Below are 17,888 nucleotides of genomic sequence, written 5' to 3' on the forward strand. Positions count from 1 at the left end.
GACGCCCTAGCCGAACACCACGCACGACGCCGCCTGCACCCGCACCGAGCCGCCCCGTACCGGCACGCCCGTCTCCGGGGCCACGGTGAACCACGTGACGTCGCCGGAGCGTTCGTTGGCCGCGTAGAGGAAGCGGCCCGAGGGGTCGATGGCGAGGTCGCGGGGCCAGTGGCCGCCACAGGGAACCGTGGTGAGGAGCGTGGCGGTCCCGCCCGTGCCGTCCAGGGCGAAGACCGAGATGACGTCCTCGCCCCGGGTCGCCGTCCACAGGAAGCGGCCGTCGGGGGCCACGACGACCTCGGACGGGTAGGCGTCCCCGTTCGTGCTGTCGCCGGGCAGGACGGGCAGTTCGGCGAGCGGCTTGAGGGAGCCGTCGGCCGCGTCCCAGCGGCAGACGGTGAGGGTGGGGGTGAGTTCGTTGAGCACGTACACGTGTGCGCCGGAGGGGTGGAAGGCGAGGTGGCGAGGGCCCGAGCCGGGGCGCAGGGCCGTCTCGTGGTGGAGGGTGAGCCGGCCGTCGTCGAGCGCGCAGACGCGGACCGAGTCCGTGCCGAGGTCGACACTGACCGCCCAGCGGCCGCTCGGGTCGGGCAGGATCTGGTGGGCGTGCGGGGCCTGCTGGCGCTGCGGGTGCGGGCCGGAGCCGGTGTGGACCAGCACGTCGCGCCCGGCCGCGTCCGGGACGCCGTCGGCGCGCAGCGGGAGCGAGGTCACGCTGCCCGAGTTGTAGTTGGCGGTCAGCACCCGGCCGTCGCGAACGGCGAGGTGGGTGGGGCCCGCGCCGTCCACCGGTACGGGCGGCGCGGCGAGCTGCACCGGGGTGGCGTCCGTGCGGAAGGCGGCGACGGCTCCTTCGCGGGTCTCGCTCACCGCGTACAAGAGCCCGCCGGAGACGGCGAGGTAGGAGGGGTCGGGCAGGGTGTCCGTGGCGTCCAGGACGGTCAGGGAGCCGTCCCTGGTGTTCAGCTCCGCCGTCACGATGCCGGGGCCGCCGGCCGCCGTGAACGACCCGATGTACGCCCGTGCTGCCTGACTGCCGCTCACTGCTTCCCCTTTCGGCCGCGGGCCCGGTGCCCGTGCGGCCGACGGTAGCAGTCGGTCTAGACCAGGTCGCGGCGCGGAGGCCGGTGTTGGGCCGGGACCGGGTCCTCGCCGCGGGCGCGTGCCTGGGCCTCGGGATGGTGCACGTACGACGGCGTGTGCCGCACGTCGTCGTAGGTCCGGTGGAAGACGGGGGTGGCCGAGCCGGAGAGCGGCGGGACGATCCACGACCAGTCGGCGCCGACGGTGCGGCCGCGGGACTCCTCGCGTTCGAGGTGGGTGAGGAAGCGGACGGACTCGGTGTGGTGGTCGGTGATGGTGACGCCCGCGCGGTCGAAGGAGTGCAGGACCGAGCGGTTGAGTTCGACGAGCGCGCGGTCCTTCCACAGCGAGCGGTCGGTCGCGGTGTCGAGGCCGAGCCGGTGGGCGAGGTGCGGCAGCAGGTCGTAGCGATCGGTGTCGGCGAGGTTGCGGGCGCCGATCTCCGTTCCCATGTACCAGCCGTTGAAGGGGGCGGCGCCGTAACAGATGCCGCCGATCTCCAGGCACATTCCGGCGAGCGCGGGGACCGCGTACCAGCGCAGGCCGAGCTCGGCCCACCAGGGAAAGTCCGGGTGCTCCAGGCGGACTTCGAGGATCGCGTCCGCTGGGAGCGCGAAGGCGCGGGGTCTGCGGTGCGGGGCCTCCTGGACGACGAGGGGCAGCACGTCGAAGGCGGTGCCCGCGCCGCGCCAGCCGAGCTGTCGGGCGTACGCGGTGAGGCCCGCGGCGCGCGGGTCGCCGATGACGCGCCCGTCGGGCTGGACGTGTCCGGCGTAGCGGACGAGTTGGTCGTTCCAGATGCGCGGGCCGGGACGGCCGGGCCGATCGGGGGCGAAGACGGTGATGAGGGGGCGGATGCGGCCGCCGGGGGCCGCCTGCCGCAGGTGGTCGGCGCAGGCCGCGGCGATCTGCTCGGCGGAGTCGACGTGGCGCAGGTCGCGGACGGACAGGGAGCGCCAGTAGAGGCGGCCTATGCAGCGGTTGGCGTTGCGCCAGGCGAGCCGGGCGCCGTGTTCGAGTTCGCGCGGGGTGTGCGTGTACGTGCCCGTGGCCGCGAGTTCCGCCTCGGCCTCGGCGATGCGGCGGGCCGGGTCGCCGAGCCCTTCCTCGGCGTGGTGCTGCCGGATGAACGCGGCCGCGGCCCGCCCGGTGTCGGTGAGCGGGGCGCGGCGGTCGGCGCACCCCGCCCGGTCGTGGGTGACGCGGGCCGCACCGAGCCAGCCCTCCACGTCCTGCGGCGGTTCGTTCCTGCGCAGATTGCTCGGCACGGCGCACCCCCAGAGGTTCGGCCGATGCGAGACAACCACACCGCGGGCCCGGCGGCCGGTCGGTCACGCACGTACGGGGAGCGTGCGGAACTGCGCGACGGCGCGCGGCCGCAGCTACGCGCCCACGGTCGCGCGCCCGGCTCCGCGCAGCGGTACCGCGAGGTCGACGAGGGCCCGCTCCAGGGCGTGCAGGTGGGCGAGGACGGGCAGCTCGGCATCGGCGGTGTGCGGCGCGGCCGGCACGGCGTGCGGGTGCCGGGCGGGGGCGGTGAGCGCCTCGACCGCGCTCTCCACGCGTCGGCAGGCGGCGGCGAGCCGGGCGTCGTGCGAGGCCTCCGGGTCGGCGGCGACCGAGGCGAGGCCGCGTACCTCGTGGGCGCACGCGTCGAGCAGGGCGAGCACCTGCCGGGCCCGGCCCTTGCGGTGGCGCAGGGGGCTGAGCGGATGGACGAGGGGGGCGAGGGACAGGCGGACGCGGCCGAGGACGGCCTCCAGTTCGGCCACCCGCGGTGCCGGGTCGGCGTCGTGACCGGCGAGCCGGGCGGCCGCGTCGGCGGTGCAGGCGTGCACGCAGCGCAGCGCCCGCTCGACCCAGGCCTCGGTGACGGAGTGCGTGGTCACGGGCAGCACCAGCACGACGGCCAGGGCGGCGCCCAGGGCGCCGACCGCCGTCTCGCCGACCCGCAGCGCGAGCAGGGCGGGGTCGAGGACGCCGAGCAGCCCGTAGAGCATGCTCGCCATCACGGTCACGGCGAGCATCATCCACGTGTAGGAGACGTGCGCGGTGTAGAAGATCCCGAAGACGCTGACGGCGATCACGGCGGCCGCGACGACCGGTTCGTGGTGCAGCGGCAGGGCGACGGCGAATCCGAGGACGATGCCGAGGACGGTCCCGAGGAACCGGCGGAAGCCGCGCACCACCGTCTCGCCGCGCGAGGTCGTGGCGACGAACACCCACCAGGTGGCGCCGACGGCCCAGTACCAGCGCTGGTCAGACAGCAGTTGTCCGGCGGCGAGCGCGAAGCCCGCGCCCACGGTCGCCTGGACCGCCTGCCGGGTGGTGATCCGCCGCAGGCCGGTCCCGCCGGTGGGCGCGGCGACGGCCGCCGGGGCGGGCAGCCGTCGCTCGTAGCACCAGAGACCGAACCGGACCACGGCCGCCGCGCCGAGCGACAGGAGCACGGCCGCGTACAGCTCGGGCAGCCGGCCGGGCACGGTGTGCAGGAACTGGGCCGCGAAGAAGGTCATGAAGCCGAACACGCCCAGGGAGTGGCCGCGGGGCCCCCAGCGCCGCGCGTACACGCCCGCGCCGACGACGCCGAGGAAGGCCAGGTCGCGGGCGAGGGGCAGGTCGTGCAGCAGGGCGGCGAGGGCGAGCACCGGCAGTCCGACGGCGGGCAGCAGCGCCGTGGTGACCGCCTGGCCGCGCACGGTCGGGTCGGTCACCGTGAACAGGGCGAGCAGCGCGGCGAGCCCACCGGTGACGGCCGCCGCCAGCGAATGTCCGACCGCCCCGCACAGCGCCACCGCGAGCCCGATGCCCAGCACGGCCCGGCTCGCGAACCGCAGCCGCATGCGGCCCGGGTCCGGTGCCACGAACGCCCTCTTCAGCAAGTTGTCCCGCCCTTTTCCGTCGCCGGTTTCGTACGCACATGAGAAAGGCGCCGCGGAGACCTCTCGCAGGTCCGCAGCGCCATCGACGCGTACATCTCAGCATTTCGGTGGCTCATGGTTCAACAGAGGACGAATGCCTTGTACCAATGGCACACCACGAGGGCCGGGGCGTCGGCCGCGACGGGGCCAACGGTCCAGCGCCGCACGGCCGTCACTCCGCACTGCCGGCAGGCCCTAGGCCGCAATGAGCGTGGTCACGCAGAACGGGTGGCCCGCGGGGTCCAGGAGAACCCGCCAGCGGTCGGGTCCCGGCTGGTCGGCCGCGCTGGTCGCCCCGGCGGCGAGCGCGCGCCGCTCCGCCTCGTCCAGATCGGTGACGGCCACATCGAGGTGGAACTGTTTCGGCAGCCCGTCCGGCCACTGCGGCGGACGGTGGTCGGGGACGCGGACGGTGACCAGGAGAAGGCCGTCGAGGGCGACCGCGCAGAAGGCGTCGGTGTCGACGGTGATCTCGCCGCCGAGCATCGTCGCCCAGAAGGCGGCGAGCGCGCGCGGGTCGTCGCAGTCCAGGGACACGGATCCCAGCCGGCCCACGGGTTCGGTCATGAGAACTCCTCAGGTGGTGCGGTCAGATGTTGGCGTAGCCCGCGATGCTCGCCTTGATGCGGTCCATCTCGCGCTCGTCCGACACGCCCTGGAAGTCGTGCCGGGGCGTGTACGGGGCCTCCAGGCGGCGGGCCTCGTCGTCGGTGAGGGTGAGGTCGAGGGAGGCCACGGCGTCGTCGATCTGCTGGATCGTGCGGGCGCCGACCAGGGGCGCCGCGACGACCGGGTTGCGGCGCAGCCAGGCCAGGGCGATCTGGGCGCGGCTCACGCCGTGTGCGTCGGCGAGGGCACCGACCTCGTCGACGATGAGGCGGTCGCTGTCGGCGGTGGCCCGGTAGAGCAGGTCGGCGAAGGCTCCGTCGGTGGCGGCGCGCTCCCCCGCCCTGGCCTGGTCGAAGGGGCGGGCGAGACGGCCGCGGGCCAGCGGGCTCCACACCATCGTGGCGACGCCTTCGTCGGCGCAGAGCGGCAGCATCTCGCGCTCCTCCTCGCGGGCGAGGAGGTTGTAGTGGTCCTGCATGGTGACGAAGCGCGCCCAGCCGTGCCGCTCCTGGAGGTGGAGGGCCTTGGCGAACTGCCAGGCGTGCATGGAGGAGGCGCCGAGGTAGCGGGCCTTGCCCGCCTTCACCACGTCGTGCAGGGCCTCCAGGGTCTCCTCCAGCGGCGTCGCTCCGTCGAAGCGGTGGATCATGTAGACGTCGACGTGGTCGGTGCCGAGGCGGCGCAGGCTCGCGTCGATCTCGGACATGATCGCCTTGCGGGAGAGCCCGCCGCCGTTCGGGCTGCCGGGGCGCATGGTGTGGCGGACCTTGGTGGTGATGACGACGTCGTCGCGGTGCGCGTAGTCCTTCAGGGCACGGCCCAGGATCTCCTCGCTGGAGCCGTACGAGTACATGTTGGCCGTGTCGAAGAAGTTGATGCCCGATTCCAGGGCGTGCTTGATGAGGGGGCGGCTGCTCTCCTCGTCGAGGGACCAGACGGGGTGGCCCCGGTCGGGCTGCCCGTAGGTCATGGCACCGATGGCGACCGGGGAGACGTCCAGGCCGGTCCGGCCCAGCTTGATGTAGCGCACGAGGACTCCTAGGGTGGAACGAACAGTAAACGGAGATGTCTCCGATTGACTCTTCGACCGTAACGGAGAGTTCTCCGTTTCGCAATCGGGGGCCGGCGCCACCAGGAGGACCCATGCCCGAGGCCGCGCGGCGGCGCGCTGACGCGCTCAAGAACCGCGAGGTGATCCTCCAGGTCGCGCACGACGTGCTCGCCGAGACGCCGGACGCCTCGCTGAACTCGATCGCCAAGCGCGCGGGCGTCGGCCCCGGGACCCTCTACCGGCACTTCCCCACGCGTGAGGCGCTCATCCTGGAGGTCCACTGGCAGGGCATCGAGCGCCTCGTGGCCGCGGTGGACGAGACGCTCGCCGCACAGCCGCCGCTGGAGGCGCTGCGCAGCTGGTTCACCGCGCTCACGGGCTACGTGCGGATCAAGCACGGCCTCGGGGAGGCGCTGCACTCGGCGGCGGCCCAGGAGGTCATCAGCGCCTCCTGGCCCCCGGTCAGCGCGGCCGTCGGGCGGCTGCTCGACGCGTGCGCGGAGGCCGGTGAGGTGCGCCCCGGGCTCGACCCGGTCGACGTGATCATGCTGTTGAGCTGCCTGTGGCGCACTCCCGACACTCCCGAGGGCACCGCGCAGGCTCAGCGTCTGCTGGACCTCGCCATCGACGGGTTCCGCCCCTGAGCAGCTGCCGCAGCGCGGTGGCCGGGCGCCGCTACCGTGTCAGGGCCCCGTGGCCCGGCACCGGAGGAACGGAAGTCACCGCATGACCACATCCCCCGCCCCCGCCGCACCGCGCCACGGGCTGCTCCTCGGTGGTGTCGGCCGCTACACGGACCCGTGGCATCCCTTCGCGGACACCAATGCGGCCTTGACGGACGCGGCCGGGGAAGCGGGCGTCGTCCTGGAGCCGGCCACGGACATCGACGCCGCGCTGGCCTCCCTCGCCGCCGGAGCGCTGCCGGACCTCGTCGTCGTCAACATCGGCCTGCCCGGGGACGGCGCGCCCGTCCCCGCCGACGCCCGGGGCGCGGCCGGACTCGCGCGGCTGGTCAAGAGCGACGTGCCCGTCCTCGCCGTGCACTCCTCGGCGACCTGCTTCCCGGACGACGAGGTCTGGGAGTCACTCCTGGGCGGCATCTGGGTGCACGGCACGTCGATGCACCCGCCGTACGGCCGGGCACGCGTCCTGGTCACCGACGCCGGGCACCCGGTCACCGCGGGCCTCGACTCCTTCGAACTGGACGACGAGCGCTACACCCACCTGCGCCACGACCCGCGCGTCCGGGTGCTGCTCGCGCACGAACACGAGGGCGGGCGGCACCCGTTGCTGTGGGTGCACACCCGCCCCGGTGGTGGGACCACCGTGTACGACGCGCTCGGCCACGACGGCCGTTCGTACGCGTCCGAGGCGCACCGCACCGTGCTCCGGCGGGCCCTCGGCACACTGCTCGACCGACCGGGCGGGCGACGGGTCAGAGCGTGGCGGTGAACGGGTCCCGGTCCAGCGGCACCGCCGCGACCTCACCGGCCCGGCTCTCGATGAGCTGGGTCTCGCCGGTGGCGGCGGCCCGGTCGATGGCGACGAGCACCTCCAGGACGTGGTAGCCGAGGTCGCCGGTCGCGATGTGCGGCGTACCGGACCGGATGGACCGGGCCATGTCCAGCACGCCGAGGCCGCGGCCCTCGCCGAGACCGACGGGCTCGACCGGCTCCCACTGCGGCGCACCGTCGTCGCCGGTGCCGCGGGTGATCCGCACGTCACCGGTGAACCGGTTGGGGTCGGGCACGACGAGGGCGCCCTCGGTGCCGTTGATCTCCACGACTCCAGCGCGGACGAGGGCCGAGTCGAAGCTGAAGACGCTCTGGGCGACCGCTCCGCCCTCGAAGACGGCGAGGGCGGCGACATGGGTCGGGACCTCGACGGGGAACTCGGTGCCGGCGCGGGGTCCGGTGCGGATCGTGCGGACCTTGCGGCCGGTCGAGGCGACGGCGGAGACCCGCGTCACGGACCCGAACAGCGTGATCAGGGTCGTGAAGTAGTAGGGGCCCATGTCGAACAGCGGCCCGGCTCCGGCGGAGTAGAGGAACTCCGGGTTCGGGTGCCAGGCGTCGGGGCCCGGGGTCTGGAACATCGTGTACGCCGAGAGGGCGGAGCCGATGTCGCCGCGCTCGATGGCGCGTCGCGCCGTCTGGACGCCCGGGCCGAGCGCGGTGTCCGGGGCGACGCCGACCCGCAGACCGGCCGCGGCGGCCTGGTCGAGCAGGGCGCGGGCGGACGCCAGGTCGACGGCGATCGGTTTCTCCGACCACACGTGCTTGCCCGCGGCGAAGGCCGCGGAGCTGACCTCGGCGTGCACGGCGGGGATGGTGAGGTTGACGACGATCTCGACGCCGTCGTGGGCGAGGACGTCGTCCGTCGTGCCCCAGGCCGGGACGCCGTGCTTGCGGGCCTGTTCCCCGGCGCGGTCGGCCATCAGGTCGCCGATGACGACCACGTCGACGTCGGGGATCCGGGTGAGCGTGGCGAGGTACTGCTCGCTGATGTTGCCCGCGCCGATGATGCCGACGCCGACCGGGCCCGAGCGGGGCGTGGACGGCGTCATCAGACGATCCCCTTCTCGCGGAGGTGGGCGACGGATCCGGCGATGCCCTCGAAGATGTCACCGGCGTAGGTGTCGAACTCCACGATCGCGTAGGCCGCGTTGGGGGCGGTGGCCAGGGCGGCGTCGAGCGGAATCTCGCCCTGCCCGGCCGGCACCTGCCGGGTCAGCGCGATGTCGAAGGGGTCGCCCGAGGTGAACGGGTCGTCGATGACGGCGCCGTCCTTGATGTGCAGCGCCGTGACCCGGTCGCCGAGCCTGCCGAGGAGCGCGACCGCGTCGTGTCCGCCGGCGGAGGCCCAGTACACGTCCAGTTCCAGCTCCACCGTGTCGTCGAGGCGGGACACGAACCACTCGTAGGCGGTGCGCCCCTCGACGGCGGGGGTGAACTCCTGCGAGTGGTTGTGGTACCCGACGCGCAGCCCGTGGTCGGCGGCGATCGCCGCGGCGTCGTTGAGCTGCTTCGCGGTCTGCTCGATCGCCTCGGCGTCCGCCCACCGGTCGGCGTGCACCATCGGCTCGTAGACGGTCTCCAGGCCGAGGGTCCGGGCCGCGGCGAAGGTCCGCTCCAGTGCGTCCCGTCCCTGGCCGGGAGCGGCGAGGGCGGCGTGCCCGGTGCGGGCGGTCAGGCCGTGCCTGCCGAGCGCGTCGGCGAGCTCCCCGGGCCGGGTCACGAAGTCGAACACCTCGACGTTGCGCAGACCGGTCGCCGCGAGACGGGCGAGCGTGCCGTCCTCGTCTGCCTTGAGGGCGTCGCGCACCGAGTACAGCTGGAGCGACAACTGGGGTGTGGACATGACTGGTCTTTCCGATCGTGAGTCAGGGTGGGAGGTGACCGGGCGCTCAGGGCCTCAGCGGCGGGCAAACGCTCATCTTGTTCGAAATTACGGCGCCAAGGCCCCTTTTGCGGCAAGGACTTTCGTTCAGATTAAGCTAAAGCCTGTCCGGTGCCAAGGCCACTCCCCCATTCCCCGCCCCTGGTCGATCAGGAGGCCGGCCGGGGTTCGATCCGGAACAGCCGGCCGCCGGTCTGCCCCACGAGGCTGTCTCCGTACATGATCAGCTGGGGCAGGATCCCGCCCCTGACCTCCGCCTCGGGCAGCTGCACGCGCCCGCGCCAGCGGACCGCCCCGCTGTCCAGGTCGAGGCCCACGAGGTTCCCGGACGGATCGAGGTAGTACGCCACCCTGGCCTTGAGGTCGATCGCGGGCTCGGAGGGCAGCTCCCGCATCTCGGGCATGCGCGGGTCCTCGCGCAGGGTCAGTCCGAGGTCGTGCGACCACAGGCGACGGCCGTCGGCGGCCGTGCTCGCGACGCCTTCGCCGTGCCTGCTGCCCAGGGCGATGCCGTCGGCGACCACGTTCCCGGGGTAGTCGTCGGTCCGGTGCCGGGTGACCGCTCCCGACCGCGTGTCGACCCGGGTCAGGGTGAGAGGCCCGGAGCCGCCGCCCTCGGACATCTCGGCCAGCAGGACGGTCCGCCCGTCCGTACCGGCGTACACGGCCGCCCCCTCGACGGTCGCGACCGTCCGCGCCTCGCCCGTCGCCGGGTCGAGCCGGACCACGGTGCTGACCTGCGGCGCCTTCCTGCTGTCCGGTGTGCACGTCAGGTAGGGGACCCCGTCGACCGCGATCTGGTCGCAGTCGGCCTTCTTCCACGCGTACGTCCACAGCGTGCGGCCCGTCCTGTCGTCCAGGGCGGCGGCCTTCTTGAAGGTGGGGGTGTTGGCGAGGACCCCGCCGTCGAACAGCACGGCGGAGAACCGGTCGCGGCTGTCGTCGGCCACCTTGTGCCGCCAGAGCACCTGATGGCTCGTGACGTCACGGGCGACGACATCGGTCCCCGGTCCGGGTGCGCCGGGGGCATGATCGGCGTAGCCGAAGAGGATGCCGTCGCGCACGCCGGGCAGGGCCGCCGCCGAGGACCCGTCGTTCGATCCCGCGCGCGCCTTCCATGTGACCTTTCCGGTACGGGCGTTCACGGCGAGGGCGTCGTACCGGGCGCCCTGGCAGTAGACGGTGCCCGGAGCGGTGGTGCAGGCCCGCCAGTCGGTGCCGCCGGGGAGCGTGGTCCGCCACAGCAGCTTGCTGGTGGTGCTCGTGCCGGAGGCGGGCGGCTGCGTCCCGCGGTGGGTGTCGCCCCCGGTGACGAGCACGGCCGAGACCGTGACGCCCGCGATGGCGAGCGCGGCGCCTGCCGCTCGCGTGACGTTCCTGCGCCGCCGGCGGCGCAGGATGCGGTCGGCGATGCCCGCGGGAGCGGCCGGGTTGTCGGGGGTCCAGCCGTGCAGGACGTCCCGGATCGCGTGGTCCAGCTGGTCGGCGCTCATGTGTGGGCTCCCTCGGGGGTGCCGCCGCTCATCGCGGCGCTCGTCTCTCGTGCGGGGGTGGCCAACTCCGGCGCGAGGCCGCGCAGTCGGGCCAGGGACCGGTGGGTGGTGCTGCGCACGGTGCCGACCGAACAGCCCAGGGTGCTCGCGACCTCGGTCTCGGACAGGTCCTCGAAGTAGCGCAGGACGAGGACGGTGCGCTGGCGCGGGGTGAGCCGGGCGAGGGCCTGGCCCACGGCGATCCGCAGATCGGCCGCGGAGGTGCCGTCCGCGGTCCCGCGGCTCTCCGGCGGGGCGGCGAACGTCGGCTCGCGGTGCGGCCGGCGCAGCCGCCATCGGCTGACCTGGTGGCGGTACATCACCTTGCGCACATAACGCTCGGGATCCTCGATCTGCCGCCAGCGGTCGAGTGCCTTCATCAGCGCCGTCTGCACGAGGTCTTCGGCCTCGTGCCGGTCGCCGCCGGTGAGCAGGTTCGCCACCCGGAGCAGTGCGCCCCAGCGGGAGTCGACGAACTCCCGGAATCTCTCGTGGTCTTGCGGGTCCATGAGCCCTCCCGTTTCTTGACTCCCCTAGGGACGCGCGCACCTGCGGCGATCTATGCCTGCCGGGTGCCGGAAGTTTGATGTCGGAGGTGAGAGCCTTCCGCTGTCCCGCTACGGCACGGGCGGTCCGCCCAGGTACCGGCCGTGGGTGTCGTAGGGCCAGGCGTTCGCGACGCACCCCTTCAGGCCCTTGATCTGCTGCATCATCACGGGCGCGGGGCTGCCGGGCCCGGGGCAGGTCTCGTGGCCGTGGCCGATGCGGTGGCCGACCTCGTGATTGACGATGAGCGCCCGGTACTGCTCGATGGGGCCGTCGAACTCGGGGGAACCGAGCAGCCAGCGGCGCAGGTTGACGACGACGGTCCGCCCTACGCTGCAGTTGACTTCGCCGTGCGTGTACAGGCCCGCCGAACCGCAGAGGCAGTCGACGGTCCGCGGTGTCGCGATCTTTATGACGAAGTCCCTCGGACCTTTGCTCACCAGCTGGAACGCGTCGATGCCGTCGCTCCCCCAGCCCCGGCGGTCGCCCAGGACGCCGGAGATCTCCCGTGCGGCCGCGTCGGCCGCGATGCCGGAACCGTCCTCGACCTGTACCTGATAGCGCCGCAGCCGGGTCCCGGTCCCCACCGGCGGGCCGTCGGAGTGCGCCGTGCCGAAGGTGCCGGGACCGGCCGTCGGGACCGCGCCGGACGGGCCCGCCGCCCGCACCGCCTCGCGGCCCGCGGCGGCGCAGCGGGCGGCGGTACGGGCCTCACTGTGCCGCCAGTACGTGTAGCCGGCGGTACCACCGACGGACAGCGCCACCACCACCCCGAGCAGCACGCTCAGCGACGCCGCCCGTCTTCGTATCCACCGCGTCGACACGGCCCCGTGCCCTCGCACCGTCCGGACCCCCCATGGTTTAGACCAGTTCGCCGTGACTGAGGGACGCGCCGGGAGGGCGGATGGTTGCGTGATGCAGGCAGATCAGCAGGCCTGTGCCCGGACGAGAAGGAGCTGTTCGGGGTGGAGGGCGGGGGCGCGCACGCCCACCCGGGCCAGGGCGGCCCCGCCGAGGACGAGCGGTCCGGTGGTCCACGGGGTCGGCTGCCCCTGGCGCAGGGCGGGGGTGTCGCCGGGCGGCTGCACGCTCACCCGGTACGTCAGGTCGTCGGCGAGGCCGGGCAGCCGGACCGTGCCCGGCACGGAGGTCAGCGGCGCGTCCAGCTGCACGAGGGCGAACAGGGCGTCGCGCCGGTCGGGGGCGACGATTCCGTGGACGGCGAGCGCGGGGTCGTGGGCGTCGGCGCGGACGGTGGTGCCGCCGTGCAGCAGCGGCCGCAGTTCCTTGTACAGCGCGACCCAGCGGGCGAGTTCCAGGCGCTCGTCGGGGGTGGCGGTGGTGAGGTCCCATTCGATGCCGAAGGAGCCGAACAGGGCGGTTCCGGCCCGGAAGGAGAGGTCGTGCGTGCGGCCCGTGGTGTGCGAGCGGGGCGCGCCCACGTGGGCACCGACGAGTTCCGGCGGCACCAACTGGGCCGTCCAGCGCTGGATCTGCTGCCGTTCCAGGGGGTCGATGCAGTCACTGGCCCACACGCGGTCCGTGCGTTCGAGGATGCCGAGGTCGACGCGGAGGCCGCCGGACGAGCAGGACTCGATCTCGACCCGGGGGTGACGGGCGCGGAGCGCGTCGAGGAGGCGGTAGACGGTACGGGTCTGCGCGTGGACCGAGGGGGTGCCGTGCGGCCCGTGCCCGGCGTCGAGGAGGTCGCGGTTGTGGTCCCACTTGAGGTACGCGATGTCGTACTCGGTGAGGAGCGCGTCGAGGCGGTCGAGGAGGTACGTGTACGCGCCGGGGACCGCGAGGTCGAGGACCTGCTGGTGGCGTGCCGGGAGGGGCTGCCGGCCGCCGGCGGCGAGCAGCCAGTCGGGGTGCGCGCGGGCCAGGTCGGAGTCCGGGTTGACCATCTCCGGCTCCACCCACAGGCCGAACTCCATGCCAAGTGCGTGGACGGTGGAGATCAGTGGTCCGAGCCCCTCGGGCCAGACGTCTTCGTCGACGTACCAGTCGCCGAGGCCGGCGCGGTCGTTCCTGCGGTGCCGGAACCAGCCGTCGTCCAGGACGAACCGCTCGACGCCCGCCTCGGCTCCGGCCCGGGCGAGTGCGGTGAGGCGGTCCAGGTCCTGGTCGAAGTAGACGGCCTCCCAGGTGTTCAGCACGACCGGCCGGGGCGGCAGTTCGGGCCGCCGGGCACGCAGGTGGGTGTGGAAGCGGGCGGCGACGGCGTCGAGGCCGTCGGCGCCGTACGCCGCGTACACCCAGGGCGTGGTGTAGCTCTCGCCGGGTGCGAGCCGCACCTCGCCGGGCAGCAGCAGCTCGCCGCCGCCGAGCACGGCGGCGCCGGTGGAGAGGCGTTCGGCGTACGTGCGGTGGTTGCCGCTCCAGGCGACGTGCAGCGCCCACACCTCGCCGTGCCGGAAGCCGAAGCCGGGGGTGCCCGCGGCCAGGATCAGCGGGGCGTCCGGGCCGGTGCGGCCCCGGCGGTTCTCCCTGCTGTGCGCGCCGACGGTGAACGGCAGGCGTTGCGGGGCCCGCTCGCGTCCCCAGCGTCCGGCCAGGTCGAACAGCTCGGTCGCGACGGGCGGCAGGGGCACGGTGGGGGTGAGCGCGTCGAGCACGAAGTGGCCGTCGGACGCGGTGGAGGTGAGTTCGGCGCGCTGGCGCAGCAACCCCTCCTCGGTCAGCTCCAGTTCGAGCCGCAGGACGAGACCGGCCTCGGGGTCCTCGCCGGTGGCCACGGCCCGGCCGCCCCGGCCCGGGGCCCCTCGGTCGTCGACGTCGAGTCCCGTGCGCCGGAACCAGGGCGACCAGGCGGTGCCGTCGCGGTGCCCGGTCAGTCCGGGCCGGCCGTGCCAGCCGGCGGCGTGCTCGCGCGCGAGGGACGGTGCGACGACCTGGTCGACGTCGTTGGGCACCGGGGCCGGTTCGACCGCCCGGCACAGGCGGGTGAGGGCGGCCGCGTCGAGGGCGCCCAGGTCGGCGCCCCAGTGGACGACCGACGGCAGGGCGTCCGGAGCGCCCTGAGGCGTGGCGAGGACGAGACCGACGCCTGCGGCGCGCAGCTGGACCGGCTCGGACACGGTGAACTCCCGGGGGGTAGGGGCGAATTCGTACGGCAGGGGCTGCTTGAGTTTCGCTCCGACACTCTCGGCCACGATCTCGTCGCGGCAGGTGGCCGGTGCCGACGGGCGCGCCGATGAGTTCCGGGATGTCCTGGAGTCCTTACTCCCAGACAGTTCCGTGAGCGCCAGGAGGCACCATGTCCAGCACCGAGCACGCCCTGCCGCCCGTCGTCGACGCCGCCACCTGGCAGAAGGAGCTGGCGGCGCTGCGGGTGCGGGAGAAGGCGGCCACCCGTGAGCTCGACGCGATCGCCGCGCAGCGCCGCCGGCTGCCGATGGTCGAGATGCCGGAGTACGTCCTGGAGGGCGCGGACGGTCCGGTGCGGCTCGCCGAGATCTTCGGGGAGCATCCGCAGCTCATCGTGTACAGCCACATGTGGCACGAGGGCGCCGAGTGGCAGTGCGGCGGCTGCACCGGGTTCACCTCGCAGTTCACCCGGCTCCTCGGGCTGGAGAAGTTCGACGCCCGCTTCGTGATCGTGACGCAGGGCCCGATCGACGAGGCACTCGCCTACCGGCGCAAGGTCGGGAACAGGATGGACTGGTACTCCACGGCGAACAGCTCCTTCGGCACCGACGTGGGCGCCCCGCCGAACGGCGGCTTCGGGGTGAACGTGTTCCTGCGCGACGGCGACACGGTGTACCGGACCTGGCACACGGACGGCCGCGGCACCGAGCAGCTCAGCCATCTGTTCCCCCTGGTGGACGTCCTGCCGTACGGGCGTCAGGAGGTCTGGCAGGACTCCCCCGAAGGATGGCCCCAGGGGCCGACGTACAGCCGCTGGGCCGGCCCGCAGGAGATCGCGGAGGCGTACGGCGCCCAGGACTGACCTGGCGGGTTCCGGATTCGAACAGCATCGGCGTGACCGATCGTCCGTACGGTTCGTTGGTGTGTCACGGGCTCGAACTGTCCCCCGCGGGGCGGCGGGGGGCCCGCCGGTGCTTCTATGGGATGTGCCGGGAAGAACATGCCGGGGGCAGTTCCCTCACTGCTCCCACGGACACCAGGGGGCGCCGAAGTGAACGCGACCACTCCGCCGTCGCTCGTCATCGATGTCGTCGACACGGGCGACACGGTTCTGTTCCGGGTCCGCGGCGAACTCGACCTGCGCACCGGTCCCCGGCTCGACCGGGCACTGACGCCGTTCCACGCGCGCTGCTGCGAACTGGATCTGGCCGAGGTGCCGTTCACCGATTCGACCGGGGTGAACCTCCTCGTCCGCAACCACCGGCACGCCGCGCGCGCCGGTGGCAGTCTGCGGATCGTGTCCGTCACGCGGCCGGTGCTGCGCGTCCTGCGGCTCACCGGGACGGCCGCCCTCCTGCTGGCCGGGGACGGTTTCTCCGAGGACCCGGACGTCCCCTGAGCGCCTTCAGTCCCACGCCGGTCCCATCACCACCCGATGGGGCGAGCGCCCCTGCCGGGCCGCGACCAGGGCCTCCTCGGGCGATGCGGCGGACGAGGGCCAGTTGCTCGCCGACAGACTCTCCCCGGTGTCGACGATCGCCTGCCCCGGCCCGGCGTCGATGTGGGTGAAGGTGCCGGTGACCACGGCGACGACCGCGTCGTCCAGAAGTTCGAGGATGCCTTCCGAGCCGTCGTCGCACGCGTCGCAGCCGCAGTCCGGCACCTGCTCCACCGGCACGGCGGGTTCGCCCGCCCCGACCACGACCACGGTGCGCGGCACGTCGTCGACGGCCCCGAAGCCGAAGACCAGGGGGACGGCGTCCGCCCGGACCGGCCGCAGCAGGACAGGGTCGCTCAACGGCGCGTCCGGGGTGCGCCGCCACAGGCCCGCCGGGTCACCGGCCGGCTCCGCCGTCGCGAGGCCCGTCCCGCACAGCACCCGGGTCCAGGCCTCGGCGCGGGCGGCGAGAATGCGGTACTTGCCGGGATCGAGACAGCGCGAGTACTCCTCGTCGAGCGGGGCCCGGTCGGGGTGCGGGTCCGCCCAGGCGGGGGTGTCGGCGCCGGTATCGGCGAACGCCTCGTCGACGGCCGCGCGGAGCTCCTGTGGATCCATGCCCGCACTCTATTGCGGGACGGTGAGGTGCCCCAGGACGCGCCCCATCGCCTCGCGCACCGCGTCCCGGGCGCTGTCGGTGTGGTCGAGCCCCTCGAAGGCGTGCGGTGCGGCGGGTACGTCGACGACCTCGACCGGTGCGCCGCCCGCCTCGGCCGCCGCGAGGAACCCGGCGACGGTCGCGGCGATCGCGGACGTCTCCTGGCCCACCCTGACCAGGACGAACGGCGGTGTGCCGCCCCGCGCCACCACCTCGGCGGGCCTGAACCGGGCGTCGTTCACTCCCCAGTTGGGCAACGGCGCCATGATCGGGTAGTTGGCGGCCAGGCAGCGCAGCCACGGCGGTCGCGCGCTGAGCCACGGCGCGGTCAGCGGGCCGCTGCCGGAGAGGAACCACAGGGCGATCCGGTCCGCGTCCACCCGGGGATCGGCCCGCACCCGGGCCACCGCGGCCTCCAGGTCCGCCGCGGCGGCCGGGTAGGCGGTCACCGCGTGCAGCCGGTGGTCGAGCGTCACGCCGACCACTCCCCGGTCGGCGGCGTACCGGGCGTATCCGATCAGGGTCGGCCAGTCGCGCGGCGTCGGCTCCGCGCCCTCGGGCACCGGCCCGCCGTGCACGAACACGATCGCGGGCCGCGGCGCCTCCACGGCGCCTTCGGGGACGTAGAGGTCGATGGTGCCGCGTCGCTCGCGGGGCCGTTCCGTGACGTCGAGGAGGAAGGGCCTGAGGTAGCCCGCCGTCGCCGTACGCGCGTCGGCGCCGTCGGCATCGTCGAGGAGGCTCTCCCCGTCCCCGGCCGCCGCGGCGAGCAGCACCTCGGCGAGCCGGTCGGGGCAGGACAGCATCGGCCAGTGTCCGGTGGGCAGTTCGAAGAAGGTGATCCCGGGCCGGGCCAGCGCCTTCATCATGGGGTCGCCGAAGCTCAGCAGCATGCGGACGGTGGCGAGGGTCGCGCCGCTCTCCGCGCACAGCACGCCGGTGGTCGGCGGCAGTTCCGCGCCGGTCAGCCGCAGTGGCCGCAGCAAGGTGCCGAGGGGCTGCGGCACGGCGAGGTCGGTGAGCCGGTCGAGGGCCGCCCCGGACAGGCCCGCGGTGCTCCCCCAGCGCGGCCACGCGTCCCGCGCGGGCGGGGCGAGCTCCCCGCCGGTGTCCCCGGCTGCGGCCAGCCGCTCGCGCAGTTCCTGGTCGGGCACGGTGGCCAGCGCCGGTACGCCGTCGCTCACCGGGGCCGTGTCCACGTGGACGATCCTGGCGACGCGTCCCGGCCGCCGGTCCGCGGCCCCGACCGCGGGATGGACGCCGTAGTCGTGGCCGACGAGCACGATCTCCGGGAGGTCGCGCCCGTCGGCCGCCGCGTCGATCGCGTCGATGGTCTCGACGACCAGGGCGACGTCCGCCGCCACGTCTGCGCCCGCTCCGTTCTCGGACCGCCGTCCCGGCAGGTCCACGAGGTGTGCCCGCGCGCCCTCGCTCTCCAGTCGGGCAGCCGTCTCCCGCCACACGTGCGGTCCGGTGAACAGCCCTGGCACCAGCACGAATTCCGTCATTCCGCACGCTCCTCGGACCCGTCGTCCTCGCGGCCCGGTCCGTCGCCGGGCCG

The 17,888-nt window shown here is 73.9% G+C and carries 17 protein-coding genes; 4 read left to right on the forward strand and 13 right to left on the reverse strand.

Features of this window, described 5'->3' with window-relative positions:
- Nucleotides 1–6: 6 nt before the first annotated feature.
- The 5 genes from ABT127_RS11810 to ABT127_RS11830 form a co-directional block, all read right to left on the reverse strand.
- A complete protein-coding gene (locus ABT127_RS11810) occupies nt 7–1,044 on the reverse strand; it encodes a lactonase family protein (RefSeq protein WP_351447457.1) in 1,038 nt (345 codons plus the stop codon).
- Nucleotides 1,045–1,100: 56 nt separating this feature from the next.
- Nucleotides 1,101–2,210, reverse strand: a complete 1,110-nt coding sequence (locus tag ABT127_RS11815; protein WP_351448212.1) for a nitric oxide synthase oxygenase — start codon at nt 2,208–2,210, stop codon at nt 1,101–1,103.
- Nucleotides 2,211–2,465: 255 nt separating this feature from the next.
- A complete protein-coding gene (locus ABT127_RS11820) occupies nt 2,466–3,965 on the reverse strand; it encodes an FUSC family protein (protein ID WP_351447459.1) in 1,500 nt (499 codons plus the stop codon).
- Nucleotides 3,966–4,199: 234 nt separating this feature from the next.
- Nucleotides 4,200–4,571, reverse strand: coding sequence for a VOC family protein (locus tag ABT127_RS11825; protein WP_351447461.1), 372 nt, complete (start codon nt 4,569–4,571; stop codon nt 4,200–4,202).
- A gap of 22 nt (nt 4,572–4,593) precedes the next feature.
- Nucleotides 4,594–5,643 carry an aldo/keto reductase gene (locus tag ABT127_RS11830; protein WP_351447463.1) on the reverse strand — a complete coding sequence of 350 codons (1,050 nt, stop codon included), beginning with the start codon at nt 5,641–5,643 and terminating at the stop codon, nt 4,594–4,596.
- Between the two features lie 113 nt (nt 5,644–5,756).
- On the opposite strand from ABT127_RS11830, the gene ABT127_RS11835 reads away from it, so the two are divergent.
- Both ABT127_RS11835 and ABT127_RS11840 read left to right on the forward strand, forming a co-directional pair.
- A complete protein-coding gene (locus tag ABT127_RS11835; RefSeq protein WP_351447466.1) occupies nt 5,757–6,308 on the forward strand; it encodes a TetR/AcrR family transcriptional regulator in 552 nt (183 codons plus the stop codon).
- A gap of 82 nt (nt 6,309–6,390) precedes the next feature.
- Nucleotides 6,391–7,116 (forward strand): ThuA domain-containing protein, encoded by a 726-nt coding sequence (locus ABT127_RS11840; protein WP_351447469.1) that lies wholly within the window; start codon nt 6,391–6,393, stop codon nt 7,114–7,116.
- On the opposite strand, the gene ABT127_RS11845 is transcribed toward ABT127_RS11840, so the two are convergent.
- From ABT127_RS11845 to ABT127_RS11870, 6 genes are all read right to left on the reverse strand, one after another.
- Entirely contained in the window at nt 7,100–8,230 is a 1,131-nt protein-coding gene (locus tag ABT127_RS11845) for a Gfo/Idh/MocA family protein (RefSeq protein ID WP_351447472.1), read from the reverse strand. The genes ABT127_RS11840 and ABT127_RS11845 overlap by 17 nt on opposite strands.
- On the reverse strand, nt 8,230–9,024 hold the full coding sequence (locus ABT127_RS11850; RefSeq protein ID WP_351447475.1) for a sugar phosphate isomerase/epimerase family protein: 795 nt from the start codon (nt 9,022–9,024) through the stop codon (nt 8,230–8,232). The genes ABT127_RS11845 and ABT127_RS11850 overlap by 1 nt, the downstream gene beginning before the upstream one ends.
- Nucleotides 9,025–9,212: 188 nt before the next feature.
- Nucleotides 9,213–10,556, reverse strand: coding sequence for an outer membrane protein assembly factor BamB family protein (locus ABT127_RS11855; RefSeq protein ID WP_351447478.1), 1,344 nt, complete (start codon nt 10,554–10,556; stop codon nt 9,213–9,215).
- The gene (locus ABT127_RS11860) at nt 10,553–11,104 is read right to left on the reverse strand and encodes a SigE family RNA polymerase sigma factor (RefSeq protein ID WP_351447481.1); all 552 of its coding nucleotides are present in this window, start codon (nt 11,102–11,104) and stop codon (nt 10,553–10,555) included. The genes ABT127_RS11855 and ABT127_RS11860 overlap by 4 nt, the downstream gene beginning before the upstream one ends.
- A gap of 108 nt (nt 11,105–11,212) precedes the next feature.
- On the reverse strand, nt 11,213–11,965 hold the full coding sequence (locus tag ABT127_RS11865; protein WP_351447483.1) for a DUF3152 domain-containing protein: 753 nt from the start codon (nt 11,963–11,965) through the stop codon (nt 11,213–11,215).
- Between the two features lie 102 nt (nt 11,966–12,067).
- Nucleotides 12,068–14,221 carry an alpha-galactosidase gene (locus ABT127_RS11870; protein ID WP_351447486.1) on the reverse strand — a complete coding sequence of 718 codons (2,154 nt, stop codon included), beginning with the start codon at nt 14,219–14,221 and terminating at the stop codon, nt 12,068–12,070.
- Nucleotides 14,222–14,400: 179 nt separating this feature from the next.
- On the opposite strand from ABT127_RS11870, the gene ABT127_RS11875 reads away from it, so the two are divergent.
- Both ABT127_RS11875 and ABT127_RS11880 read left to right on the forward strand, forming a co-directional pair.
- Nucleotides 14,401–15,093 (forward strand): DUF899 domain-containing protein, encoded by a 693-nt coding sequence (locus tag ABT127_RS11875; protein WP_351447488.1) that lies wholly within the window; start codon nt 14,401–14,403, stop codon nt 15,091–15,093.
- Between the two features lie 189 nt (nt 15,094–15,282).
- Nucleotides 15,283–15,630, forward strand: a complete 348-nt coding sequence (locus ABT127_RS11880) for an STAS domain-containing protein (RefSeq protein WP_351447491.1) — start codon at nt 15,283–15,285, stop codon at nt 15,628–15,630.
- 6 nt (nt 15,631–15,636) lie between these two features.
- Here the strand turns inward: ABT127_RS11880 and ABT127_RS11885 are convergent, their stop codons facing one another.
- On the reverse strand, nt 15,637–16,287 hold the full coding sequence (locus ABT127_RS11885; RefSeq protein WP_351447494.1) for a DUF6226 family protein: 651 nt from the start codon (nt 16,285–16,287) through the stop codon (nt 15,637–15,639).
- A 9-nt stretch (nt 16,288–16,296) separates the two neighbouring features.
- Complete coding sequence (locus tag ABT127_RS11890) at nt 16,297–17,835, reverse strand: alpha/beta fold hydrolase (RefSeq protein WP_351447497.1); 1,539 nt, start codon at nt 17,833–17,835, stop codon at nt 16,297–16,299.
- Nucleotides 17,836–17,888 lie beyond the last annotated feature (53 nt).

Source organism: Streptomyces sp. NPDC001904 (assembly GCF_040297005.1).
Taxonomy (GTDB): Bacteria; Actinomycetota; Actinomycetes; order Streptomycetales; family Streptomycetaceae; genus Streptomyces.

Coding starts and splice junctions, on each gene's coding strand:
- ABT127_RS11845 (WP_351447472.1), bottom strand. CDS start 8,230: ATGACGCCGTCCACGCCCCGCTCGGGCCCGGTCGGCGTCGGCATCATC.
- ABT127_RS11860 (WP_351447481.1), bottom strand. CDS start 11,104: ATGGACCCGCAAGACCACGAGAGATTCCGGGAGTTCGTCGACTCCCGC.
- ABT127_RS11835 (WP_351447466.1), top strand. CDS start 5,757: ATGCCCGAGGCCGCGCGGCGGCGCGCTGACGCGCTCAAGAACCGCGAG.
- ABT127_RS11890 (WP_351447497.1), bottom strand. CDS start 17,835: ATGACGGAATTCGTGCTGGTGCCAGGGCTGTTCACCGGACCGCACGTG.
- ABT127_RS11825 (WP_351447461.1), bottom strand. CDS start 4,571: ATGACCGAACCCGTGGGCCGGCTGGGATCCGTGTCCCTGGACTGCGAC.
- ABT127_RS11850 (WP_351447475.1), bottom strand. CDS start 9,024: ATGTCCACACCCCAGTTGTCGCTCCAGCTGTACTCGGTGCGCGACGCC.
- ABT127_RS11840 (WP_351447469.1), top strand. CDS start 6,391: ATGACCACATCCCCCGCCCCCGCCGCACCGCGCCACGGGCTGCTCCTC.
- ABT127_RS11885 (WP_351447494.1), bottom strand. CDS start 16,287: ATGGATCCACAGGAGCTCCGCGCGGCCGTCGACGAGGCGTTCGCCGAT.
- ABT127_RS11875 (WP_351447488.1), top strand. CDS start 14,401: ATGTCCAGCACCGAGCACGCCCTGCCGCCCGTCGTCGACGCCGCCACC.
- ABT127_RS11855 (WP_351447478.1), bottom strand. CDS start 10,556: ATGAGCGCCGACCAGCTGGACCACGCGATCCGGGACGTCCTGCACGGC.